The sequence below is a fragment of the Sorangium sp. So ce363 genome (assembly GCF_051520435.1).
GTDB classification, from domain to species: Bacteria; Myxococcota_A; Polyangia; order Polyangiales; family Polyangiaceae; genus Sorangium; species Sorangium cellulosum_B.
In genome coordinates, this window is the sequence record NZ_CP150333.1 from 4,686,800 (window position 1) to 4,711,831 (window position 25,032).

A 25,032-nucleotide genomic window follows, 5' to 3' on the forward strand; every position below is an offset into this window, starting at 1 on the left:
CGCCGCTCTTTACCTGGGTCGGAGCTCGGTCAGGACGAGCAGGTACTCCGGCGGGTTGTTCGGCGTCAGCTTCGCGTACGGGTTCTCCATCGTCGGGAAGCCGGTGAACCGCTTCGTGCTGTATTCGCCCCACGACGGGTTGTTGAAGAGCGGGATCACCGGCGCGGCCTGGACGAAGATCATCTGCAGCCCGTCCAGGATGCGCTTCTGATCGGCAGGGGCCGTCGCGGACTCGAACGCGTGGAACAGCACGTCAGCCTCCCTGGCGCCGAAACGGTGCCAGTTGCGCGGCGCCACCTCGCCGAGCGGCTTCACGAGATCTGCGCTCATCAGATCGCGGTAGAAATTGTACGGCGTGGGCTCGACGCTGGTCCAGCCCATCGACAGATCGAACAGGCCCTTCTGCAGCGCCGCGTAAAACGCGCTGAAGTCGTAGGTCTTCATCGACGCGGCGATGCCCACGCTCTCCAGGTTCTGCGTGATGATCTGGACCGCGCGGACCCAGTCGGACCAGCCGCTGACGACGTTGATCTCGAAGTGCATCGGCTTGCCGAGCCTCGTCCGGATCCCGTCCGCGCCCCTCGGATAGCCCGCCTCGTCGAGGATCTGGTTCGCCCGCTGCGGATCGAACTTCACCCAGTCGCCGGCCTCCACCGCCTTCTCGCTGCGAAACCGCTCGTAGGAGTCGTCCAGCCCCGTCGCGTCCGCGCCATGGGTGTAGTTGTCCGCGGCGAGCTTGACGATCTGCTCGCGGTCGATCGCCATGCTGATGGCCTTGCGCACGCGCACGTCGTCGAACGGCTTCTTCGTGGCGTTCGGGTACAGCGTGGCGGTGCCCCCGACGAGCGGGAACCAGTAATGATGGTTGGCCGGATCCTTGGCGACGAAGACCCGCTCGATGTCCGGCACGAACGCGCCCGCCCAGTCGATCTCGCCGTTGACGAGCGCCAGGGTGACCTGGTCGTTGCTCGGATACGCCGGGAAGCGCAGCCCGTCGACCGCCGGCTTGCCCTCCTGCCAGTAGCGCGGGTTCTTGCCGAGCTCGTACACCTGGTTCTGGAAGACCTTCACCTCGGTGAAGGGCCCTGTCGCCACGGGGTTCTCGTTCGCGAACGCGACCGGATCGACGACTTCCTTCCACACGTGCTCCGGCACGATCGGCTGGTGGCCGATGTAGCTGAGCCCGGGGACATAGGGCCGCCGCAGCGTGAACTCGACGGTGGTGTCGTCGATCGCCGTCACGGCGCCGAGGAACCGCCACACCCCGGCGAGATCGAGCGCCGCGTGCTTCTTGATGAGCGCGAACGTGAACGCGACGTCCCTCGCCGTGAACGCCTGTCCGTCCGACCACTTGACGCCGGAGCGGGTCGTGAAGGTGAGCTTCTTGTTCGCGTCGCTCCACGCGTAGCTCGTCGCGAGCCACGGCGTGTAATCGCTCCGCATCGTGTTGTAGACGAGCATCGGCTCGTAGATGCCGGCGACCGTCGGGAAGCGCGCGCTCCCCTCGGGGAGCAGGGGGTTGAAGTTGCGCACCCAGGTGGCCTGCTGCTCCCTCGCGATCGTGACCACCGCGGCCCGCTTCGGCGGGGGCTGCTGCGCGGAGGCGGCCGCCGCCTCCTGCGCCGACCCCCCCGGCGCCGCCGCCCGCTCCGGAGCGGCGGACGGGTTCTCGCTGCCATTCTTCGAACGACAGCCCGCCGCGGCGCAGGTGGACAGCAGCAGCGCCGACAGGACGAACGCGCGGCGCGGCATGGTTCGACTCATCCCAGACATCCACCTCTCCACGCGGGCGATCTCGACCCCCCCGCGACGCTCCGTTCCCGTGACCACTCCAGCGACGACGCCCGGCCCCCGCCGAGGCACCCATGCACGACGCTCGCCCCCGTGAACCATCGGGCCAGGTATCGCCGCGCTCGCACTCTATCGGCGCATGTGAGCACATGTCAACTTGACCCGCTCGCTCGCGATTTCTGGATCTCCTCGCGCCCTCCCGCGAAACTGGCGGCGGCTCGGGGCCCCGACCGGGCCGCACAGGAGGCTCCGCCGCGCGGAGCCCCTTCCGAGGAGCCGACCGTGACCACCCCCGTCTCACGAACCTTCGTCGACCTGAGCCACACCGTCGAGCACGGCATGACGACGTACAAGGGCGTGCCGGCGCCCGTCGTCTGCGATTTCCTCTCGCGCGAGCAGTCCCGCGGCGTTTACGCGGAAGGCGTCGAGTTCCACATCGGCCGAATCGACATGGTCGCCAACACGGGCACCTACGTGGACAGCCCGTTTCATCGCTATGCGAACGGCAAGGATCTCGCCGGCTTGCCGCTCGAATCACTGGCCGATCTGGAGAGCGTGGTGGTCGAGGCGCGGGGCCGGTCCGGCAGAGCGATCGACGCCGACGCCTTCGACGGGCTCGATCTCGCCGGGAAGGCCGTCCTCGTGCGCACGGGCTGGAGCGCTCACTGGCGCACAGACCGCTATTTCGAAGGACACCCGTACCTCACGCGGGACGCGGCGCGGCTCCTGGCCGGCGCAGGCGCCGTGTTCGTGGGCGTCGACACCTACAATATCGACGACACGGCCGATCCCGCGCGGCCAGTCCACTCCCTCCTGCTCGGAGCGGACATCCCGATCTGCGAGCACATGACCGGGCTCGACAAGCTCCCCGCCGCCGGAGCCCGCGTCTTCGCCGTCCCGGTGAAGGTCCGCGCCTTCGGCACGTTCCCGGTCCGGGCGTTCGCCATCGTATGAGCCGCGCGGCTTTCTTGGGTGATTGTGGCGGCGACGAGCGTCGGGCTCTTCGGGTGCGTCGATGGCGCGGGCAGCGGGCCGCAGGGCGGCCAGATCGGCGGAGTCCATGGCGCGGAGGGCGGGTGCGACGAGGAGTAAGGAGGACATCGGCGCAGACGACGTCTCCCCGCTGGGCTTCTCGGCGCGAGCGGCGCTCACGGCGATCTCCGGAGAGCGCTCCGTCCCGCTCACGTGGGCGAAGGGCGGCAGCACGACGGCGACCGTCTCCGTGGGCGAGCTCGTCGCCGCGCGCTTCGTGCGATCGACGGTGGCAAAGGGCGATTCGAGCGGCGCCGAGCCGGCGCTCGCCGTGGATTGCTCGGATCACCTGCAGATCGACGTCCCGCTGGCCTTCTCGACCGAGGACGGCGCGTTCGACGAGTCGTTCGCGGGGTCGGTCTCCGGGCAGCCGTTCGGCGTGGCGCAGTTCTGAGCGCGGCGCCGCGGTCGCACGACAGCCAACTTCAGCGGAGCCTCGCTGTCCAGGGCGATGCGCGCCGGGCGCGGCCCCGGCGCGTTACTCCAGCTCGTCCGCCGCCGCTGCCTTCGCGGAGTTGATGTAACGCCTGACGCCGGCGACGGCGAGCGCGGCGCTCGCGCCGAGGATCTCGACCCCGCCATGGCCGCTCAGCGTGAGATCCAGCCCGCGGTCGCTCGGCGCGAGCGCGAGCGAGACCAGCGTCGGCGATGCGCCGAGCGCGCCGACGCTCGCCGCCACAGGGCCGTCGAGCAGGCCCGCGAACGCCTGACGGTCGATGTACAGCTGCAGATGCGAGGCGCCCTTCGCGAGCGCCCGGGCCTCGGCGAACGACGGGGTCGCGGCCAGCGATTCCTTGTCCTTCCCGAAGCGCGCGGCGACCTGGGCGAGGTAGCGCCGGTCGCCCGCGCCGATCAGGATGAACCCAGGCCGGGTCTCGGCCCTCAGCTCGTTGCCGTCATCGAGATCTTGCGCGAGCGACCCAGGCTTGGCCCTGAGCTTCTTCGATGTCCGCTTCATGTGCGCGGCGACCGCGCCGAACACCTTCTTTTGCGCTGCCTCATCCGCTGTCGCCAGCGCGATCAGCACGGCGCTGTGCCTGAGCGCCTCGGCGCGCCTGGCGCCTGCGAGGCCGAGCTTGTGCTTCGGATCGCGGTAGATCCCGACCGCGGCCTCGCCGCCGAGCGCCCTGTCCACATCGCCGAGCTCGAGCCCTACCTCGGCGAGCGCGGCCGCGGCCGCCGCCGCGGTGGGCTCGCCGGCGAACCCGTCGAAGGCGCCGAGGACATCGCTCACCGTCTTTCCTGGCGACCGCTGAAGGGACAGCCCGAACGTCACAAGCGCCCCCTGGGGCAGCTTCGCCACGGCGGCATGGTCCGTCGCAGCGAGCACCGTGCCGAGCGCGGGAACTTCCGGTCCAAAAAGCGCGAGCTCCACGTGGAGCCCGGGCGCGTCCTGGTGGATGGGAACGGCGATGAAGAGCCGCGAGCCGGGCTCGGGGCCGGTCGCGCCGCCGCCTTGCAGCCGGTGGAGGTCGATCGCGAGCCAGGGATCCTTGGCGCGCTCGGCCTGGAAGAGCGAGGACGTCTTGAACGACGGCTCGCGCTGCCCCGCGACACGCAGGGCCCTCGAGAGCGGCTCTGGCCGGGCGCAGACGAGGGCGACCCGCGCCTCGGCGAGCCACGCGCCGTGGGCGATCACGTCGTCCTCGTCGCCTCGGAGCGCGAACCTGCCCTCGCCGGCCTCGCGCGGCAGCTCCTTCAGCAGCCGCTCGACCGGGGCTCCGTCGCGGAACCGCGCCGCCACGCAGCCGTTCTCGACGATCGCCCCCAGGGATTCGCGTGGGGCCGCCTCGCCCCCGACGAACACCGTGGCGCCGTCGAACGACGCCATCAGATCTCGGGCGAGCTCAGGGCTCAGGCCTGGCTGGCGCGCCAGGACCGCCGCGAGGAGCTCCTCCCGGATGGCCGGCGCAGCGCCGGCGAGGAGCGCGCCGGCCTGCGGGACGCTCGCTACCAGCACCGCGTCGCCGGGGATGACGTCGACGAGCGACTCCACGCTTCGCGGCATCGCGGGGCCGCCCGGCGGCGCCGTCCCCGCGAGCGCCGGGGCCGCGGCCGAGCGCGGCGGCGTCGCCGCGGGGGGCCCTCCGCAGGACGCGAGCGCGACCAGCCCAGCCATGGTGAGAAGTCTGGGAAACGCTGGGCGCATGGACAGGCGGGTTCTCCTCATGGACGTGCGCTGTGGTACACCCGACCGGCTCAGGCGTCTCCGTCAAAGCGCCTGAGCGGCCGGGAAGCGCATGCCCCGGTCGCCACGCGCGTCCTGCCCATCGCGAGCGATCCAGGGCCGTCCGGGGAGAGAGAGCCGCCCTGACGCGTCAGCGGCGCAGCTGCGCGCGGACCTCCATCAGGATGATGCCCAGCATGTTCCGCCCGCTCCCGTCGCCGCCGTCGGCCCAGTAGGCGTCGTTCGCGGTGTGCTCGACCAGCTCCGCGTCCCCGGTGTCGAGCAGGGCGCGCCGGAGATCCTCGTGCTGGGTGAACTTCGCCAGCACCACCTCGCGCATGACATCGTCTTTGACCTGCTCCCAGTCGGGGCGCAGCGGGCGGCTCCGCTGCCGGCCCATGCGGGCCGCCTCGCCGGGGCCGGAGGCGTTGCGGATCGCCTCCTCGTGCTCGGTGCCGGGGAACTTCTGGGCCTGGAAGTAGTGCTCGCTCGTGGGCCACACCTTGCCTTTGAGCGTGACCGGGTGGCGCGAGAAGTTGGAGAAGAACCCGTGAGCGTCGCCGGAGCGATAGAAGCGGATGACGGTCATCAGCCCAGTCTACCCCACGGCCCCCGCGGCACAGGGGTGGAACCTCGCCGCGAGCCCGCCGCCATCCACGGCGCCGCTACTGGATCGAGCCGATCTGGTCGAGGAAATCGTTGTATTCGTCGAACTTGTCCTGCGGGACTACGTCGACGCCGAGGTTGACCCGGTGCTCGTCGACCATCCCGTTCTCGTCGACCATCAGCGGACGGAGGATCTGCTTCGTCGCTTCGAGGCCGATGTGCTGGATGCCATAGAGAATGTAGGGCACGAGGTACCCCTCGTAGTACTGCCGCTGGACGATCGTCGCCTTGATGCGCTTCTTCTGCATGTATTCGGCGGTCTTCGGATCGAAGTCGAACGTGACGATGGGGATCTCCGGCCTGCCGGCGGCTTCTGCGGCCATCACGCAGCGATACGAGATGTTGAACACGCCGATCATGCCCACGACGGGCGGGTCCGCGTTCAGGATCAGGGTTTTCAGCTGATCGAGGTCAAAGCTTTCCTGACCGTTGATGAAGACGGCCTGGACCACCTGCGCCGTGTAACCGGTCTTCCCGAGCGCATCCAGGACGCCGAACGTTCGCTGGGACCCGTCGTACCACTGCGTTGACGTGTCGCCGTGGACCACCACCGTGCCTGGCCCTTTCGGTAGCAGATTGATCAGGGTCTCTGCCCCCAACTTGCCGGCTTTCTCCTGGATGGCCCCGACGTAGAGCGTGCGCCCCGAGTCCTTCAGGTCGGTGTCGAACGTCACCACGTGGAGCCCCTCCGCCACGGCGTCCTTGATGGAGGCCTCGTTGAGGACGTCGTAGGGCGATACGCCGAGGCCCTGGACGCCATCCTCTATCGCGTTCGCGATCTGTTGATTCTGGAGGTTCTGCGACGCCGTGCCGTCGTCCGTCGTCATCTGCGTGCTGGGGCCGAGCACGTTCCCCACGGCCTCGAGCTCCCCCATGGCTCGGTTCGCGCCGGTGGCGATCGGCTCGAAGAAGGTGGAGAGGTGCTTCAGCAGGACCACCATCTGAATCGGCTCGAGCCCACTCTGGTTGATCGCGCCGATGAGGTTGTCGACCGTCTCCTCGAGCTCCTTTGGCGTGAACTCGGTGAGCGGCGTCCGGTCTCGCTTGATCAGCGCGATCTCCTCGGTCGGCTTGTCCGACTGGGGGGCGTCCTCTGCCGCGCACGCCGCCGTCATCAGCATGAGCCCGAGGGCCGTCATCCAGCGTCGTCCTGTCATCTTCATGACATTCCCTCCTCGGCGGTCGGCGAGCACGATGCCGAGATCTTGGACGCGAGTCCCACAAGCGTCCTGGTCTCCCTACAGTGCCGCCGACATCTGCGATAAACGAGCACCATGTCGGTTCGACGGGCGCATTGCAACGTCGTGGGCATCCTGAAACCCATGTTTGCAATTTTGAGATACGACGTCGACGAAGTGACTGTCAATAGGCACGGAAAATCGCCGATGAGGAGCGGCGTGAAGGCGAGGTGGGAGCTCTCGGCCGAAGGCACCAGGCGCAGACGAGCCATGGAAGCACGATTACACACCTCGCCTCGCGCCGACGGTGCGTCTCGGCCAGGTCGCCGCCCGTCGCGGAAGGAGGTGGAGAATGCCTACGTGAGCTCGCTGAGCGCGCCCGTGGTGAGCGCCGGGTCGGGCTGGGAGCCGAACGACTCGATCTCGACGCCGAACGCCTGGGCGAGCGACACGAGGATCCGGCTGTTCGTGACGGGCGTGAACGTGGCGTCCTTCTCGCCGCACCACGGCGCGTCGGCAGGGCGCACCTACATGTAGGTAACTTGGCTCCAGATCGCCGGCCGGGTTACGCTGCAAGTTTCGTCGCGAAAAAGTTGTTCGTTCGGTTCGCGATGACGTACCCAGTCGAGCGCGTCCCCGGCCTCAATGGAATCGGGTGGGCGCCGAGCTCCCATCACGTCGACGCCGCCCCCTCAACGCCGGGAGGCGGGCATCCGCGCGGGCTCGGCCGTAGGACAGGCCACGTCTCTCGAACCATCTTAAGGAGGTTTCTGGTGTCAAAGGTAGTCGTCGTCACCTCGGGCAAAGGCGGAGTCGGCAAGACCACCACGACCGCAAACCTCGCGTCCGGCCTCGCGGCCGTCGGTTGCAAGACGATCGCCATCGACTTCGACGTGGGGCTCCGCAACCTCGATCTCGTGATGGGGTGCGAGCGGCGCGTGGTCTACGATCTCGTCAACGTGATCCGCGGAGAGGCGACGCTCCGTCAGGCGGTGATCCGCGACAAGAGGCTCGATTCGCTGTACGTGCTCCCCGCGTCGCAGACGCGGGACAAGGACGCCCTCACGCTGGACGGCGTCGGGCGCATCCTGGACGAGCTGCGCGGCGCGGGCTTCGAATACATCTTCTGCGACTCGCCGGCGGGGATCGAGTGGGGCGCGCAGATGGCGATGTATTTCGCCGACGAGGCGATCGTGGTGACGAACCCCGAGGTCTCCTCGGTGCGGGACTCGGATCGCGTGCTCGGCCTCCTGGACGCGAAGACCCGCAGGGCGGAGCTCGGCGAGGAGGCGGTGAAGACGCACCTCCTGCTCACGCGGTACGCGCCGGCGCGCGTCGCCAAGGGCGAGATGCTGGCGCACCAGGACGTGCTGGAGCTCCTCGGCATCCCGCTGCTCGGCGTGATCCCGGAGTCGCCGGCGGTGCTCCAGGCGTCGAACGCCGGGACGCCCGTGGTGCTCGATCCGACGAGCGACGCGGCGCAGGCCTACCTCGACGTGGTCCAGCGCTTCCTTGGCGCGGAGCGCCCCCACCGCTTCCTGGAGCCGGCCAAGAAGGGGTTCTTCAGCCGGATTTTTGGCGGCCAGGCGGCGACCGTCTGAGGGAGCTCTGCCATGTCGATCATGGATTATTTCCGTAAGTCGCAGCCGAAGTCGGCGACCGTGGCGAAGGAGCGTCTGCAGATCATCGTGGCGCGCGAGCGCGTGCGCCCGACGGGCGAGCCGGACTACCTGCCGCGGCTCAAGCAGGAGCTGCTCCAGGTGATCTCGAAGTACGAGCGGATCGACCTGGACCAGGTGAGCGTGAACGTGGAGCGGAGCGGCGATTGCGACGTGCTCGAGCTGAACGTCGTGCTCTCCGAGTCGGAGCGGGCGGCCGTGCGCGCCGCCGCGTCCCGGGCGGTGGCCCCCGCCGCGCGGAACTGCTGAAGCGCGGCTCAGCCGCGCCCTCGCCCCCGCGGCGCGCCCTCCGCCATCGCGATCTCCCGCGCCCGCTCCGACGCCGCCCGGAGGAGCGGTCCGAAGAGATCCGCCGGAGAGCGCTCCTCGGTCCAGCCCGGCGGCGCGCCGAGCTGGGACAGGAGCGCCGCGTGCGCCGCGGGCGGCTCCAGCGCCACGTCGAGCGCCGGCGGCGCCTCGCGCCAGGCGTCGTAGTCCTTCACCGCCATCTTGCCGGGCGTCACCGTCGCGATCGCCGGCGCGTCTCCGGCGCAGGGGGCGCCTTTGCCGGCGCCCGCCCGCTTGGCGCGCGCGGGGGCGCCCCGCGCGGCCCGGATCGCCTCGATCACCTGCTCGCGCGTGCGCCCGCGCAGCTCGAACAGCAGAAAGGGGTCCTTGTCGAACGCCTCCCCGAGCACGTAGTGCGTCGCCGCGACGTGCTTGCAGGGGTTCGCCATGTCGGGGCACGAGCAGGCCGTGGTGAGGTCCTCGGGCCGCTCCGGGAACAAGCTCGTCCCGGCGCTCTGGAACGCGGACTCGATGTCCTCCGGCATCTGGCCCGCGAGGAGCTCCGCCGCGAAGCTCGCCCGCTTCGCCATGGCGGCGATCGCCTTCGCCCAGGTGGCGTCGTCGAGCCGCGCGATCGTGAGGATCACCTTGTACGGCCTCGGCTGCGAGCCGGTCACGCGCGCGGTCACGAGGCCGGGCTTCACCGTGAGATCGTGGGTCCTCCCCGTGCGCGCGTACGTGCGCCCGCGCGCGAGGCGGCCCGCGTCGTCGGGCGCCATCCGCTCCAGCGCCTCCACCCAGCGCTTGCCCCACCAGGTCGTGCCGGCCCGCTTCATCCGGATGCCTCGCGCCGGCGGCGGCGGCTTCGGCCCGGCCTCCCGGTGGAACGGCGCCCATCGCGCCGGCGGGCTCATGTGGGCGCTCCTCCCCGCGCTCGGTCCACCTGGCGCCTCGCGCCCGTCCGCCGGCTCTCCGCGCGGCGCACCTGCCGCGCGCCCGGTGCGTCGCCGCGGCCGCCTTCTTGCGCGCCGCGCTCGCCTTCCGGCACGCCGCGCCCGTCCGGCGCGGCGCCGCGCTCCTCCCCAGGCCCCGGCTCCGGCTCCTCGCGATCGTCCAGCTCGCCCGCGCCGGTCACGGCGTCCCTCGACAGCGCGAACAGCTCGCGCAGCGCCGCGTCGTCGAGCTCGGTGATCCACGCCTCGCCCTGGCCCACCACCTGCGCCGCCAGATCGCGCTTCTGCTCCAGCATCCGGTCGACCTTCTCCTCCACGGTGCCCGCGCAGACGAGCTTGTGGACCTGCACCGCGCGCCGCTGCCCGATCCGGTGCGCGCGGTCCGTCGCCTGGTCCTCGACCGCGGGGTTCCACCAGCGATCGAAGTGGAACACGTGGCTCGCCGCCGTCAGGTTGAGCCCCGCGCCGCCGGCCTTCAGCGAGAGGACGAACACGCGCGGCCCCCGCGGATCGTCCTGGAACCGCCGCACCATCTCGTCGCGCGCGAGCCTCGGCGTGCCGCCGTGCAGGAAGAGGACCTCCGTGTCGAGCGAAGGCGCGAGGTGCCGGACCAGCCGGTCGCCCATCTCGCGGAACTGCGTGAACACGAGCGCGCGATCGCCCGCCGCGAGCGCCTCCTCGAGCATCTCGGTGAGCCGCGCGAGCTTGCCGGACCGGCCCGCGAGCGGCCCCGCCTCCCCGAGGCACTGCGCCGGGTGGTTGCAGATCTGCTTGAGCACCGTCAGCAGCGAGAGCACGAGCCCGCGCCGCTCGATGCCCTCGGCCTCCTCGATGCGGCGCATCGCCTCGTCGAGCGCCGCCTGGTAGAGCGTCACCTGCTCGCGCGTGAGCGTGCAGAAGACCCTGGCCTCGTCCTTCGGCGGAAGGTCCTGAAGCACGGCGGGATCGCTCTTGACGCGTCGCAGCAAGAACGGCCCGGCGACGCGCCGGAGCCGCTCTGCGGCCTTCCGGTCGCCGTAGCGCTCGATGGGCACCGCGTAGGCGCGCCGGAACGCCTCGAGCGGGCCGAGCAGTCCGGGGTTCGCGAACTCGAGGATCGACCAGAGCTCGGCGAGGCGGTTCTCGACGGGCGTTCCGGTCAGCGCGACGCGGTGCGGGGCGCGGAGCGCGCGCGCGGCGCGGGCGGTGCGCGACGCGGCGTTCTTGATGTTCTGCGCCTCGTCCAGCACGACCGCGGCCCAGTCCACGCCGGCGAGCGCCGCGGCGTCGCGGCGGAGCAGGCCGTACGTGGTCAGGACGAGCCCGCCGCCCTCGGCGGGCCGCTCGCTCGCGCCGGACGCCCGCGAAGCGAGCTCCTCGGCCGAGCGGGCGCGCCCCTCGCCGTAGTGCCGCACGAGGGGCAGGGCAGGGGCGAAGCGAGCCGCTTCCCGCTCCCAGTTGCCGACGACCGACGTCGGGGCGACGAGCAGCGTCGGGCGCGCGTCCTCGGGCGCCGCCGCCCGCCGGCCGACAAGGAACGCCAGCAGCTGGACGGTCTTGCCGAGGCCCATGTCGTCGGCCAGGCAGGCGCCCAGGCCGAGGCTCGCCATCGTCTGCAGCCAGGCGACGCCGCGGGCCTGGTACGGGCGCAGCGTCCCCACGAACCCCGCGGGCGGCGCGGCGGCGCGCTCGGCGCCCGAGCGGAGCCGCTCCATCGCGCGCGCGAGCGCGCCCTCGGCGACCACGGGGACGGCCAGGCCGTCGACGCGGGTCTCGCCCGCGAGGGCGCCCTCCAGCGCCTCGCGCGCCGAGATGCGGCCGCCGCCGGCCTCGAGGCGCCGCGCTATCTCGGCGAGCTCCTCGGGGACCACGACCACCCAGGCCCCGCGGTGCCGGACGAGCGGCGATTTCTGCCGCGCGAGGGCGGCGAGCTCGCGCGCGGAGAGCGCCTCGTCGCCGAGCGCCGCCTCCCACGCGAAATCGAGCGCCTCGTCGAGGCCGAGCCCGGCGCTGCCCGCGACGACGCCCGCGGTGGGGCGCGCCGCGCCGACGCGCATGCGGAGGCGCAGGCGGCGCTGCCCCGAGACAAGGAGCTCTCCCGGAACGACCACGCCGAACCCGGCCTCGCCCAGCGCCGGCGCGGCCTGCGCGAGGAAGTCCCACGCCTCCGCGGGATCGAGGTCCACGCGCTCCGGCCGCGCCTCGCCGAGGGCCCGGGCGATCGGCGCGAAGCGCCGCGCCGCGGCGCCGAGCGCGCCGAGGAGGACCTCCTCGGCGCCGGAGAACGCGCGCCCGAGCGCCTTCAGCGTGCGTCCCTGGGTCTTCCACACGTCGGCGGCGGGCACGAGCAGGCTGGGATCGTCGGTCGCCTGCAGCAGGAAGCGGAGCACGAAGCCGCGGTCGCCCTGGGGCAGCTCCAGCCGGAAGCAGGCGCGCAGCGCGTCGCACGCGCCGAGCGCGGGCCGGACCCACGCGTCGAGATCGGCCACGAGCGCGCGCTCGGCGAGCCCTTCCGCGGCGAAGGCGCGCCGCGGGCCCGTCAGGGCGAGCACCAGCCGGCGCTCCCACGGGGCGTGCGCCGGACGCGGCGCGCGCGCCGGGCGGTCCGTGTCGCCGCCGCGCGCGAGCGCGTCGGCCGCGGCGTCCAGGAAGGCGCGCAGCAGGGCGTCGGCGGACCAGACCTCCGCGGCGGCGGGCGCCCGGGAGCGCCCGCCGTCGCCGCTGGCCTGCTGCGCGCCCGCCGGCACCGCGTGCGCGGCGGGCGGCATGGCGCGGGCGAGCGCCGCGACGCGCGCGGCGTCCTCCGGGGCCGCCAGCGACACCGCCCAGCGGGCCTCCGTGCGCCCCCCCGCGGCGCTGGCGGGCACGACGCGGGGCACGACCCGCTCGCGCACCACGAGGTCGAGCGCGAGCTTGCTCGCAAGGCTCCATGCGGCGATGGACGGCGGCGCTCGCCCGAGGTCGTCCTGGGCCATGCTGGCGAGCGCGGCCAGGCCGTCGAGGAGCGCCGCGGCCTCTCCGGTCTTCCTCACGGCGCGGCCCGCCTCGGAGACCACGATCGCCTCCGCCGGGGTCGTCGCGCCGAGCGACCGGGCCGCGAGCCGCGGAGGGGCCGTGTCGTCCCAGAGGAAGAAGCGGAGATCGCCGGGCAGAAAGACGAGCGGCATCGGCGCGCAGATTCATTGCACAACCGGGCAAGACGAAAAGGGTCGTCGCGCGTCGTGAGGTGAAAAAAGCGGTGGGTCGGGCGGGAGCGCACCCGCGGATCAGCGGTTGTGACCCATTCCGGACTCGCCCGGTAAATTACCAGGATTTTTTTGGAACCTCCGATTCACAGGGTCGGTGAGCGTGCCATGGGAAAAAGTCGTGACTCGATGCAATGCGCGCCGTGGTCCGCTGTGGCTGGACGCGCGGAGAGCCTCAGCTGGTCGCCTCCGCCGACATGGCGCAGCCGCTCTGACCGCTCGCGCGGCTGAGCCTCGGGGCGAGCCTTCCCCGGACGAGAACGAAGCAGAGCCTGTTGGGCAATTCTGTTTCGTTGAAATTTTTCACCCTTCGCGGCGCGGCGTGCTGGGCGGGAGCGCCCCCGCGCGCGTCGTCTCCGAGCCAGCCTCGCGCGAGCTCGCCCGTGGACCTCGAGGATCTCCGCGAGCTCCGGCTCGAGGGGATCGAGCGCGCCAGCGCGACGGGAGGCTCCTCTCGAAAAAGAGATGGCCGCCGGTGATTTGGTGAAGGACGGCCCGCCACGCGGCATCCACCAGGCGAGAGAGACCGCGATGCGAACGGTCTCCTCCAGCAAATCGAGAAAATAACGACGATAGACGTCTCGACATACAGCGTCCTGACACACGCTTGATGCAATGCCCCTCCATGATCGGCATCGCATGGCTGTCCCTGCTGCTGGTCCGCACCCGTGAGGCTCCCCATGCCCGACATGTTTGTCGTTCAATCGAGCTCCTTGCCCTCTTCCGCCCAGCTCGTGGCCTTTCACGGTACCGAGGGTATCTCGAAGCTCTATCGCTTTGAGCTCTACTTGACGATGACCAACGACGTCGGCCATGAGGTCGACATGGCCGCGGCCGTGGGCAAGCCGGTGACCATCTCCCTGGACCGGAGCGACGGCGGCGCGCGCTTCCTCCGGAGCGGCGTCCTCGAGAGCATCGAGCTGATCAACGATCTGGCCGGTCGGTGCGTCTTCCGGGCCATCATGGTCCCGCGCCTCGCCCTGCTCACCCTGTCGCTCCACAGCCGTGTCTTCAGCGGGAAGACCATCCCGGCGATCATTCGAGACGTCCTTCAGAAGGGCGGCGTCACGGACTGCGCCTTCCAGCTCCGGGGCGCCTACGGCGCCGAGGAGCATGTCTGCCAGTACCGCGAGAGCGACTATGACTTCATCGCCCGGTGGATGGAGCGCGAAGGCATCTATTATCACTTCGAGCATGGGGAGGGCGGCGAGACGCTGGTGCTGGTCGACGATCGGTCGGCCCATGAGCCCCATGGCGACAAACCGGTCCGTTATTATCCGCAAAGCGGCGGTGCCGACACGGCGAGAGACGCCTTCCGCTCCTTCACGTGCCGGCATGGCGCCGTGCCCGGCTCGGTCCGCCTCAAGGACTATGACTACACCAATCCGGCCGTAGCGGTCGCCGGGCAGTCGCCCGTTTGCGCCAATGGCTTCGGCGAGGTCAGCCTGTACGGCGCGCGGTTCTTCTCACCGCGAGAAGGGGCGCGGCTCGCGCGGATCAAGGCCGAGAGCCTCGCGGTCGCCGGCGTTGTCTACCAGGCGACGGGCGCGGCGGGGACGCTGATCCCTGGGTTCACCTTCGAGCTCGAGGACCATCCGCGGGCCGCGTACAACACGAGCTATCTGACCACCGAGATCGAGCACTGGTCGAACCAGGCCCCCGGCGTGCCCGAGCTCCGGGAGCTCGCGCCGTGGGAGGAAGGCTACCGTATCGAGGCCAAGGCCATCGCCGCGACGGCGCAGTTCCGGGCGCGGCAGGTCACCGAGTGGCCGCGCATCTACGGCACCGAGACCGCGATCATCGAAGGCGCGGCGGTCAGCGACTACGCCCAGATCGACAGCCATGGTCGCTACCGGGTCAAGTTTCACTTCGACGAGAGCGACCTGAGCGGGGGGAAGGCGTCGACCTGGGTTCGGATGCTTCAGCCCCATGGCGGCGGCGTCGAGGGCTTCCACTTCCCGCTGCGAGCTGGCGTCGAGGTCATGTGCGCCTTTGCGGGGGGCGATCCCGACAGGCCGTCCATCGTCGGGGTCGCGCCCAACGCGCTGACGCCGAGCCCGGTCACGGCCGGAAACAGCACACGGAACGTGATCCAGACGGGCGGGCGGAATCGAATCGAGCTGGAGGACCAGGCGGGGCAAGAGCGGATCACGCTGTCGACGCCCCATTCGAACACCTACATTCGAATGGGGGCGCCCAACTCGGCCAACCTCGAGCTCAAGACGGGCGGCGACTTTGGCTCGACCGTCGGAGGCGCGAGCACGAGCACGGTGCTTGGCAACCGATTTTCGTTTACCCTGGGTGCCTCCGAGAGCGTGGTGGCGGGCTTTCGCCTGAATTTCACCGGAGGGTACGTCGGGAACTTCATCGCTGGATGGGCCACCAACGTGATCTGGGGCCGGCGCGACACGCTCATCAAGGGCAATGAATCCACGCGCGTGCTTGGAAACCGAAAAACCCTCATCGCGGGGACCCGAGAGACGACCATCGTTGGCAAAGACACGACCGAGCTCAAGGCCGATCGCAGCGTCACGATCCGTGGCGACAGCGAGTTGACCGTCGATGGGAAGCGCGCTACCGAGATCAACGGCCATGATGAGAGCGAATTCTTCGAAGGGCGAGAGACGACGGTCCACGGACTGAATAAAACGAAGATTTTCGGGCCCCTCGAGTCAGAGGTTACGCTCACGGAAAAAAAGTCGGTCCGCGGGAAAGCCACGGCCGACTTCTTCGCAGGGCGAGAAGTCACGATTCATGCTGGCGGGAGCACCACGAACATCACCGGTAAGGTCGTCACCGAGATTTTCGGCAACCGCGACACTGTGGTCAAAGGAAACAGTGCCAGCAAAGTCGTAGGCAAAGCCGAGAGCGAAGTGACCAGATTGTACAAAACCAAGATCGGAAGACGGGTCGAGGTCATCAGGTCGAGTAAAATAGAGAGAATCGGTGGAGTGGCCTATAAAATCTGCCCTTACGAGGTAAAGAAAGTGAGCGACGCGGTGGATCTCAAGGCGAAGAGGCTCAACTACAACACCGTGTTCAACCGCATCAAGACCGACCTCGATCTCCAGCAGGCGGAGTTGCACCTCATCAAATAGTCCGCCTCCGTCTCGTGGTCGTGGACGCGCATGAAGGCACACGGCCGGGTCGCGCCGCATCCTTCGCAAGCATATTCCAATGGGGCCACGAACCAGCAGCGATTCCATCACAGGGCGACGCTGCTCCAGGACGGCAGAGTGCTCGTCACGGGCGGCGGCGACCACGGGGCGAGCGCGGAGGTGTATGACCCGGCGACCGACGTCTGGACGCCTGTGGCTTCGATGAGCCAGGCACGCTCGGCGCATACGGCCATGCTGCTCCCGGACGCCAGGGTGCTCGTCGTGGGGGGCACCTCCGAGGGCATCTCCCTCGCGACGGCCGAGTTCTACGATCCGGCGAGCGACACCTGGACGCCAGCGGCGGCGATGACCGCCTGGCGGTCTGTAACCAAGGCCGTGCTCCTTGCCGACGGCAGGGTGCTCCTGGCGGGCAATCTGGATGGTCAGTCTTCGCTCGACGATTCGGTCGAGCTTTACGATCCGGCGACGGACATCTGGTCGCCGGGGCCTCCGATGGATCTCCCGATCGCCGACCGCGTGCCCGCGCGGCTGGATGACGGACGCGTTCTGATGGTGGGCGGCGAGCTCGGCAGTGGGTACTACCCGTCCCCCCTCGTTCACCTCTATGTTCCTGGGCAGCGCCCCAGCAGCGGGGTGTGCCAGGCTGGCGTGTGCTTGCAGAGCGCAGGTGGAAAGGGCGGCGCTGGAGGCAGCGACGGCACCACGAGCACGAGCGCTGGCGCCAACAGCGGGACGGGCGAGGGGGGTAGCGCCGGTGACACCGGCGCGCAGAGCGGCGCTGGCGGCGGCTCGCCCAGCAGCGGCAGCGGTGGTTGGCATTGCCAGATGGGGCCCGGAATCCAGGGGACACCCACATGGCTCGTCCTCGCCGGGGGGCTCGCTGCCCTGCGCGTGCGCCGGCGCTCCCCGAGGATCCGCGGCGCTGCGTGAGCCGCTCGCGCAGCCCGACGTGAGGCTCGGTCGACCAACGCGCCCGGCCGAGCGAATTCCAAATACGTTCACGGACCCCCGGAGATTATGGGGATGGTGGAGCCGAGGCAAACTCGGGCATCCGAGGGCGTTGCGAGTGGCACGCCGGGCGTCTGCGTCCATTGAGGTAGGAAAAGTACGACCATGTCAAAGCGCATGAACCGAAGAATTTTCCTCCGGGGGCTGGGCGGAGCTTGCGTCGCGGCGCCGTTCCTCGGCTCGATCCTCGACCGCTCCGTGATGGCGCAGCCGGCCACGCCACCGAAGCGGCTGATCGTGATGTTCACGCCCTATGGCTGCATCACGACGAGGTGGTTCCCGAAGAAGTCACACGGCCCGCTCACCGCCGCGGACCTCCAGTCGACGACGCTCAAGCACCTGGCGCCTCACGTCGACAAGCTCCTCATGCCCCGAGGCATCCGCGCGATGAACGAGTGGACGGCGACGCTGGAGCGGGGGCAGGGGAACGATCCTCACACGCAGGTGGTCGGGTCGTACTTCACCTGCCACCCGGTCACTCCCAACAGCGACGACCCGTTCAGCTTCAACGCCGACACGAAGTTCAACGCCAAACCGACCGGTCCCTCGCTGGACCACGTCATCGCACGACAGCTCAGCCCGCAAGGGACTCCGTTGCTCTTGAACACGGTTGGTCAGAATGAAAACCCTCAGTCGGCGATCTCCTACTCCGCCGCCGAGACACCGTTCAGGGGCCTCAACGCGTCGCAGGTCTTCAGCAGCCTCACGGGCATCTTCGAGCCGGGGAAGCCGACGTCTCCGGACACCTACGCGGCGATGCGCGGCAAGAGCGTCCTCGACATCGTGAAGGATGATCTGCAGAGGCTCGAGCGGTTCGACATGAGCCGTGCCGACAAGCAGAAGCTCGCATCCTGGAAGGAGCTCATCAACTCGACAGGGAACGTGGTGGCTTCCGCGCAGTGCGACACGGCGCTCGCCACGGCGCTCGGCGCGACGCAAGAAAACATCAACCTGTGGGGCACGCCCCCGAGCGGCGACGACAGGCTGACGCGGCGAATCTCGGACACTCTGGACGGAGCGGACCTCTGTTCGAACCTTGCCGTCCTGGCAGCGGCGTGCAACGCGAACCCCGTCATCTTCCTGAAATACCCCGGGAACTACGTCTTCAATGGGCTCGGCGTGAAGCACGAGAGCGCCAGCCTCTCGCGCCGCCTGGACAATGCGGGCATGACGGGCACCTGTCTCCCCGGTGCGATCGACATGCTCCTCACGATCGACGACTACTATGCGAGGAAATTCGCCCACCTCGTCGAGCAGCTGAGCCGCATCGAGGAGGGCGACGGGACGCTCCTCGACAGCTGCGCGGCCGTCTGGTTCCAGGACGTGTCGGACGGCTGCGCCCGCAACCTCAACAACCTGCCGATCGTCCAGGCCGGCAGCGCCGGCGGCTATTTCAAGACCGGCTGGGCCGTGAACGTCGATGACGGCTCGCCCGAACTCACGACCGGCAACAGCGAGATCACGTGTACCGAAGGCACCTCGAACGAGGTCGACGCGATCTCCCAGGAGACGGGGACCGATCCGTCGCTCGCCAACGCGCCCATTAACAAGTACTTCTGCAGCTTGATGAACGCCCTCGGGGTCAAGGCAGGCGCGGATGGTTTCCCGGCACCTGGCGGTTCGGGGCCGGTGACCCACTTCGGCATGTACGACCGGACGGAAGACTTCATCGGCGGCGGGGTCAATCCCCCGACCATCCACGATCCAGGCGAGTTCACCGCGCTCAAGGCGAACTCCTGAGCGTCTCGTTCCCGAGCCTGTCGGCCCGGGGCGGCGCGGCTGCTCGAGATGTCCCCGTCGGTGAGGGGGATGTTATGCTCGCGCGCGTCGAGAAGGCGCGGCGCGGCGCCGTGCCGGGAGGTCGCTGGATGTCATCTGTCAGGGGTTTCACCCTCGAGCTGTCTCGGATCGAGTACGTCGGGCAAGGCCTTGTCCGGCCGGAGTGCGTGATCGTCGAGCCCGGCGGCACGCTCTGGACCTCGGACGCTCGCGGCATCGCGACGCGCATCGAGCCCGATGGCAGGCAGGCGACCCTCGGCCCGGAGGTGCCCGAGCCGAACGGCATGGCGATGGATCGGCAGGGCAACCTCATCGTCGCCAGCATGTCCGGCGGCAAGATCCACAAGCTCCACCGCGACGGCCGGTCCGAGGTCCTCCTCGACTCCATCGACGGCAAGCCGCTCGGCGCCGTGAATTTCTGCTTCATCGACTCGCGGGATCGCCTCTGGATCTCCGTCACGACACGGCATCTCCCGTGGTGGCCCGCGGTCGTGGGCAGCATCCGCGACGGGTACATCGTGCTCGTCGACGAGAAGGGCGCCCGCATCGTGGCCGACGGCCTCAGCTTGACGAACGAGGTGCGCCTCGACGCCGCCGAGCGGTTCCTGTACGCCGTCGAGACCGTCCCCGGCCGCCTCCTCCGGTTCCCGGTGCGCGACGACGGCAGCCTCGGCGATCCCGAGCAGTTCGGGCCCGATAACCTCGGCATCGGCGGGTACATGGATGGCTTCGCCTTCGACGCCGAGGGCAACATCTGGGTGGTGGCCGTCTGTCGCAACGGCCTCGGGGTGATCTTCCCCGACGGCAGCTACCAGACCGTCTTCGAGGATCCGCGCCCTGCGGTCCTCGAGACGATGACCCTGAAGCAGAGGAACGGCACCATCGAGCCGGCCGATCTCGGCGCATGCGCGGGAAACACGCTGCAGCTGCCCACGAGCATCGCGTTCGGCGGCCCCGATCTCCGCACGTGCTACATGGGGTCGCTGGCGATGCCCCACCTCCTCACGTTCCGCGCGCCCGTGGCGGGGCTCCCGCTCGCGCACATGCGGTGATCGGGTTCATGCAAAAGGCTCTCCCTGTGGGTGAGTAGACCTCGTCGCCCACCACCGGGTTCCCGCGGAGGGGCAGCGCGCCGCGGCCGAGCCGAGGGGCTCAGTCGCAGGCCTCCACCGCGCCTAGAAATATCTTGCTCCAGGCGTGACGCCGGTGCGACGCTGGAAGCATCCACCAGGAAGCGACCGGAGGTGCGATGTCGCTGCACACGACTGCTCCCGCGAACACGGAAGTTCGCGCCGCGCGGTCGTTCTGCCGGGGTGATCTGACATGGAATCAACGGTCCTTCATCTGGGTGCAGGCTTCACGGTGCACGCTGCGAGCGGCACCCCCTTCGGCGCGCAGGTGGCGGTCAAGCAGCCGGCCGGCGAGCTCGTCACCGAGCGCCAGGAGGCGGCGCTCGACAACGAGTTCGAGCTCCTGCGCGGGCTCTCCGTGCCCGGGATCCGCAGGGTGTACGGGCGCGGTATCGTCGATGGCAAGCCGGTCCTGTACCTGGAGCTCTTCGACGGGCTCACGCTCAGGCGCTTCGTCGCCGAGCGCCGCCCGGCGCTCCGCGAGCGCGTCGAGATCGCGGCGTCGATCGCGCGCGCGCTGGCCGGGCTGCACCAGGCAGGCATCATCCACCGGGATCTGAGCGGCGCAAACGTCCTCGTCGCGCCGGACACCCGGCAGATCTGCGTCATCGATCTCGGCCTGGGCGTGCGCGGCGCGGCGCTCGAAGGCGGCCTCTTCGAGCCGGGCGGGACGCTGGAGTACATGGCCCCCGAGCAATCCGGGCGCACCAGGCACAGGCTCGATCACCGCGCGGATCTCTACTCGCTCGGCATCCTGCTCTACGAGCTGTTCGTGGGTGAGCCGCCCTTCGTGTCGGAGGATCCGCTCGATCTCCTCCACCGACACCTCGCCGAGCGCCCGCCGCCGCCTGCGCAGCGCGATCCCTCCTTGCCAGCGCCGCTCAGCGAGCTCGTGATGGCGCTGATCGAGAAGGATCCGGACGCGCGGTACCAGTCGGCCGAGGGCGTCGTTCACGATCTGAGCCGCTGCCTGGAGCAGCTCGACGCGCGCTCCGCGATCGCGCCGTTCCCGCTGCGCCGCGCCGATCCCGCGCTCGCGCTGAGCGCCCCGCCGCGGCTGTACGGGCGCGACGAGGAGCTCTCGGCGCTCCGCGCCGCCTTCGAACAGAGCGCTGCCTCGGCCCAGGTCGTGCTGATCGCCGGCCACTCCGGCATCGGAAAGACCGCGCTCGTGGAGCAGCTGCGCGAGGAGGTCACGGCGGCCGGCGGCGCGCTGGTCACGGGCAAGTGCGAGCAGTACGCGCGCGCCGCGCCCTACGGCGTCTTCGTCCGGGCCATGGCGGCGATCTCCGCGCGCGCTCTCGGCCTGCCCGCGCAGGAGTACGCGCGAACGCAGGAGGCCGCGCGGGCCGCGGTGGGGGATCTGGGGCAGGTGCTGCTCGCCGTGATGCCAGGCCTCGCGCCGCTGCTCGGGGAGCCGAAGGGCGCGCCGGTGCTGTCCGGTCAGGAGGCCCAGAACCGCTTCAACCTCCTCTTCTCCCGCCTGCTAGGGGCGCTGCTCAGCCCCGATCGGCCGCTCGTCCTGTTCCTGGATGATCTCCAGTGGATCGACGCCGCGTCGCTCGGGCTGCTGAAGCACGTGCTCGGCGAGGACCGACCGCCGGGGCTCATGCTGCTCTGCGCCTACCGCGACAACGAGGTCGATGCATCCCACCCGCTCCGCGTCGCCCTGGACGACCTCGAGCGGCGCGGCGTCCCGGTACGGACCGTGGCGCTCCGCGACCTCGACCCCGCGCACGTCCGCGCGCTCCTCGCCGACACCTTCGCGCCGTGGGCGGCCGGCGCCGACGTCGAGCAGCTCGCCGCGGAGCTCCACCGGAGGACCCAGGGCAACCCGTTCCATGTGCGCTGCGCGCTCCGGGACCTCATGAGCGCGGGGTGCATCCGCTTCTCGTCCAGCGGCGGCGGGTGGACGTGGGAGGCGGCGGCGCTCGATCGGCTCGCCGTGACGGAGAGCGTGCTCGAGCTCCTGGCCCGCAAGCTCGCGGAGCTCCCCGCCCGAGCGCGCGAGGTCCTGGCCGTCGCGGCGTGCGTCGGGGATCGGGCGCCGCTGCCGCTCCTCGGGGCGGCGCTGTCGTGCTCCGCCGCCGAGATCGACGAGGCGCTCTGCGCCGCGGAGCGCGAGGGGCTCCTGCGCGCAGGCTCGGGCGAGGTGCGCTTCGCCCACGACCGCATCCAGCAGGCCGCCCGCTGCCTGCTCGCCGAGGAGGAGCAGCGAAGGTGGCATCTCAGGCTCGGGCGGCTGCTGCTCGCAGACACGCGGGGTGACAGGGGTGAACCGGCGAGCTTCGACGCCGCCGACCACCTCGGACGGGCGATCGACCTCATCGACGCTCCCGAGGAGCGCCTCCTCGTCGCGCGGATCGAGCTCGCCGCCGGGCAGCGCGCCTTGCACGCCGGCGCCCCGGAGCAGGCGCGCGTCTTTCTATCGAGCGGCGCCGCGCTGCTCCCCGCGGACGCCTGGACGGCGCTCCCGGAGCTCGCCTCCGCGCTGCACCGCGCGCTGATGGAGGCGGAGTTCCTGACGGCGCGCTTCGAGCGCGCCGACGCGATCTTCTCGCTTCTGCTCGCGCGCGAGCCCTCGCCGGTCGCCCTCGCGGACGCCTACTACCTGCACATCATGCAGCGGACGATGCAGGGCCGGTACGTCGACGCGCTCGTCGCCGGGCGGACGATCCTCGGCGCGCTCGGGTTCGATCTGCCCGAGTCGGTCACCGCCGCGGAGCTCGAGCGGGATCTCGGGCGGCTCGAGGAGCGGCTCCGGGGCCGCGATCTCCAGGCGCTGCTCGACGCACCGGCCGTGGAGGACGAGCGCATCCGCAAGGCGGCGACGATCTGCGGAGCCATGTGCCCGACCGGCTTCTTCGTGGACCCGCTGTACAACGGCGTCCTCGGCCTCCTGGCGTGGAACATCGTCCTCGACGCGGGCCCATGCCGCGGCCTCGGCTTCCCGATCGCGACGACGACGCTCATGTACTATCTCCTGCGGAACGACTACCGCACCGGGGATCTGTCGGCGCGCTTCGGGATGGATCTCGCCGCGCGGCTCTCCGATGGGCTGGATCAAGGCAATTGCGCCCATATCTACGCGCTGTTCACGAGCCATTGGTCTCGCCCCCTCTCGGACGCGTTGCCCGTGGCGCGGCAGGCGTTCTCCTCGCTGCTCGAGAGCGGGAACGTCCAGATGGCGGGCTACACGTTCTTCAGCACGCTGGGCGCGACCTACGAGAGCGGCGCCCGGCTCACTGACGTCCAGGAGGAGGCGGAGCGGGCGCTCGCCTTCGTGCAGAAGACGAACAATCGCCATGCGTTCGGCGCGTTCGTCGTCTTCGCCCGGCTCGTCGCGGCGCTCGGGAGGCCCGACGGGTGCGTCGCCTCCTTCGACGGAGACGGCTTCTCGGAGCGAGCGTATCTGGCGCAGATCGGCCAGAACCAGATGGCGCTCGCCTACTATCATATCTACAAGCTCGTCCTCTGCTATCTCCTGGACGCCCAGGAGGATGCCTGTCGCCACGCGGAGCGCGCGACCGAGCTCGCCCCGTTCATCACCGGCTTCCTGCCGGTCGTCACGGCGAACACGTATGCTTCGCTCGCCTTTCTGCGCAGGGCCGAGGCGGCGGGCGCGGCGGAGCGGCCCGGGTGGCTCGAGCGCGTCGCGGAAAGCCAGCGGCAGCTCGGCGCCTGGGCCGCGAACGCCGCCGAGAGCTTTGGCCACCGTCACGACCTCGTCGAGGCGGAGCGCTTGCGGCTCTCCGGGGAGCACTGGGCGGCGCTCGATCTGTATGACCGGAGCATCGAGAGGGCCGGGGCGAGCGGGCAGATCCCGGAGGGGGCGCTCGCCTGCGAGCTCGCGGGGCGGCACCTCCTCGCGCTGGGCAAGGCGCGGCTCGCGCAGCCGTACTTCATCGAGGCGCTCCACGGATATCGCCGCTGGGGCGCGCGCGCCAAGGTCCAGCAGCTCCAGGCGACGTACGCGTCGTTGCTGCGGCGGCGCTCGACGAGCGTCGTGCCCCCGAGCGCCGCGCCGGGCCCGGCGACGGCGGGCAACGTCACCACGGAGCCGCTGTCGCCGAAGCTCGACGTCGGCTCCATCCTGAAGGCGGCCCGCGCCATCGGGAGCGAGATCGTCCTCGATCGCCTGCTCGATCAGCTCATGCGGGTGCTCCTCGAGAACACCGGGGCGGAGCGCGGCCTGCTCCTCTTGCCGCGGGGGGGCGAGCTCGCGGTGGCCGCGTCGCTCCGGGTCGGCGAGGGCGATCCGGCCCTCGGGTACTCCGCCGCGGTGGCGAGCTACGTGGAGCGCACCCGCGAGCCGCTGGTCGTGGACGACGCCGCCGCGGATCCGCGCTTCGCCGGCACGTTCGGCGCGGCCGCCGGCCCGCGCTCGCTCCTCTGCGCGCCGCTCCTCGACCGGGGCGAGCTCGTCGGGCTCGTGTACCTCGAGAACAACCTCACGACCGGCGCGTTCACCCCGGATCGGCTGCACGTCACGAGCCTCCTCGGGGCGCAGGCAGCGCTGTCGATCAACAACGCGCTGCTTTATGCGACGCTCGAGCGCAAGGTCGAGGAGCGCACCGCCGAGCTGCGCGAGAGGAACGACGAGCTCGAGCGCAGCAAGCTGCTGCTCTCCCAGCTCGCGGACGAGCTGTCCACGCCGCTCATCAAGCTCGGCGACCGGGTGCTCATGGCTCCGCTCATCGGGGGCGTCGACGACGCGCGCGCGGAATCCATCATGGATCGCGTCCTGTCCGCGATCTCCGCAGGGAACGCCGCCCACGTGATCCTCGACGTCACCGGCGTCTCGAGGATGGACACGAGCACCGCCAGCCACCTCGTGCGCCTCGTCCGCGCGGCCGGTCTCCTCGGCGCCGAGGCCATCCTGGCCGGCGTCCCGCCGCGGGTGGCGACGTCGCTCGTGTCGCTCGGCGTGGATCTGTCAGGCGTCTGTACGGTGCGCGACGTCCAGGCGGCGCTCGCGCGCTGCTATCGGTCGGGCTTGCGCTCCGTCGGATCGCGGGGCTGATCTCCCAGCCACGGAG

16 protein-coding genes are annotated in these 25,032 nt (G+C 70.3%); 9 read left to right on the plus strand and 7 right to left on the minus strand.

Annotated features, from left to right (window positions below; translation table 11 throughout):
* Positions 1-9: 9 nt before the first annotated feature.
* Positions 10-1,752: an ABC transporter substrate-binding protein gene (locus WMF12_RS17850; protein ID WP_437873866.1), complete on the minus strand. Its 1,743-nt coding sequence runs from the start codon at positions 1,750-1,752 to the stop codon at positions 10-12.
* 321 nt (positions 1,753-2,073) lie between these two features.
* Between WMF12_RS17850 and WMF12_RS17855 the strand changes: the two genes are divergently transcribed.
* Together WMF12_RS17855 and WMF12_RS17860 are read left to right on the plus strand one after the other, a co-directional pair.
* A complete protein-coding gene (locus WMF12_RS17855; protein WP_437872751.1) occupies positions 2,074-2,745 on the plus strand; it encodes a cyclase family protein in 672 nt (223 codons plus the stop codon).
* 106 nt (positions 2,746-2,851) lie between these two features.
* Entirely contained in the window at positions 2,852-3,217 is a 366-nt protein-coding gene (locus WMF12_RS17860; RefSeq protein ID WP_437872753.1) for a hypothetical protein, read from the plus strand.
* 84 nt (positions 3,218-3,301) lie between these two features.
* Here WMF12_RS17860 and WMF12_RS17865 read toward each other — a convergent pair whose 3' ends face one another.
* The 4 genes from WMF12_RS17865 to WMF12_RS17880 all read right to left on the minus strand — a co-directional run bounded on the left by WMF12_RS17865 (position 3,302) and on the right by WMF12_RS17880 (position 7,361).
* A complete protein-coding gene (locus tag WMF12_RS17865) occupies positions 3,302-4,942 on the minus strand; it encodes a hypothetical protein (RefSeq protein ID WP_437872755.1) in 1,641 nt (546 codons plus the stop codon).
* Positions 4,943-5,141: 199 nt separating this feature from the next.
* Positions 5,142-5,579 (minus strand): NADAR family protein, encoded by a 438-nt coding sequence (locus tag WMF12_RS17870; RefSeq protein WP_437872756.1) that lies wholly within the window; start codon positions 5,577-5,579, stop codon positions 5,142-5,144.
* A gap of 76 nt (positions 5,580-5,655) precedes the next feature.
* On the minus strand, positions 5,656-6,819 hold the full coding sequence (locus tag WMF12_RS17875; protein WP_437872759.1) for a sugar ABC transporter substrate-binding protein: 1,164 nt from the start codon (positions 6,817-6,819) through the stop codon (positions 5,656-5,658).
* A gap of 371 nt (positions 6,820-7,190) precedes the next feature.
* Positions 7,191-7,361 carry a hypothetical protein gene (locus WMF12_RS17880; protein WP_437872763.1) on the minus strand — a complete coding sequence of 57 codons (171 nt, stop codon included), beginning with the start codon at positions 7,359-7,361 and terminating at the stop codon, positions 7,191-7,193.
* Positions 7,362-7,607: 246 nt separating this feature from the next.
* On the opposite strand from WMF12_RS17880, the gene minD reads away from it, so the two are divergent.
* Together minD and minE are read left to right on the plus strand one after the other, a co-directional pair.
* Complete coding sequence (gene minD / locus WMF12_RS17885; RefSeq protein ID WP_437746851.1) at positions 7,608-8,435, plus strand: septum site-determining protein MinD; 828 nt, start codon at positions 7,608-7,610, stop codon at positions 8,433-8,435.
* A gap of 12 nt (positions 8,436-8,447) precedes the next feature.
* Complete coding sequence (gene minE, locus WMF12_RS17890; RefSeq protein ID WP_437746852.1) at positions 8,448-8,762, plus strand: cell division topological specificity factor MinE; 315 nt, start codon at positions 8,448-8,450, stop codon at positions 8,760-8,762.
* Between the two features lie 8 nt (positions 8,763-8,770).
* On the opposite strand, the gene WMF12_RS17895 is transcribed toward minE, so the two are convergent.
* Together WMF12_RS17895 and WMF12_RS17900 are read right to left on the minus strand one after the other, a co-directional pair.
* Positions 8,771-9,694, minus strand: a complete 924-nt coding sequence (locus tag WMF12_RS17895; protein WP_437872767.1) for an SWIM zinc finger family protein — start codon at positions 9,692-9,694, stop codon at positions 8,771-8,773.
* Entirely contained in the window at positions 9,691-12,879 is a 3,189-nt protein-coding gene (locus WMF12_RS17900) for a DEAD/DEAH box helicase (protein ID WP_437872768.1), read from the minus strand. Before WMF12_RS17900 ends, WMF12_RS17895 begins: the two co-directional genes overlap by 4 nt.
* A gap of 758 nt (positions 12,880-13,637) precedes the next feature.
* On the opposite strand from WMF12_RS17900, the gene WMF12_RS17905 reads away from it, so the two are divergent.
* The 5 genes from WMF12_RS17905 to WMF12_RS17925 all read left to right on the plus strand — a co-directional run bounded on the left by WMF12_RS17905 (position 13,638) and on the right by WMF12_RS17925 (position 25,016).
* Positions 13,638-16,055 carry a type VI secretion system Vgr family protein gene (locus WMF12_RS17905; protein WP_437872770.1) on the plus strand — a complete coding sequence of 806 codons (2,418 nt, stop codon included), beginning with the start codon at positions 13,638-13,640 and terminating at the stop codon, positions 16,053-16,055.
* A gap of 30 nt (positions 16,056-16,085) precedes the next feature.
* Positions 16,086-17,006 carry a Kelch repeat-containing protein gene (locus WMF12_RS17910; RefSeq protein WP_437872772.1) on the plus strand — a complete coding sequence of 307 codons (921 nt, stop codon included), beginning with the start codon at positions 16,086-16,088 and terminating at the stop codon, positions 17,004-17,006.
* A gap of 195 nt (positions 17,007-17,201) precedes the next feature.
* A complete protein-coding gene (locus WMF12_RS17915; protein ID WP_437872774.1) occupies positions 17,202-18,824 on the plus strand; it encodes a DUF1552 domain-containing protein in 1,623 nt (540 codons plus the stop codon).
* 128 nt (positions 18,825-18,952) lie between these two features.
* The gene (locus tag WMF12_RS17920; RefSeq protein WP_437872775.1) at positions 18,953-19,915 is read left to right on the plus strand and encodes an SMP-30/gluconolactonase/LRE family protein; all 963 of its coding nucleotides are present in this window, start codon (positions 18,953-18,955) and stop codon (positions 19,913-19,915) included.
* Between the two features lie 271 nt (positions 19,916-20,186).
* Positions 20,187-25,016, plus strand: a complete 4,830-nt coding sequence (locus WMF12_RS17925) for an AAA family ATPase (protein ID WP_437872776.1) — start codon at positions 20,187-20,189, stop codon at positions 25,014-25,016.
* Positions 25,017-25,032 lie beyond the last annotated feature (16 nt).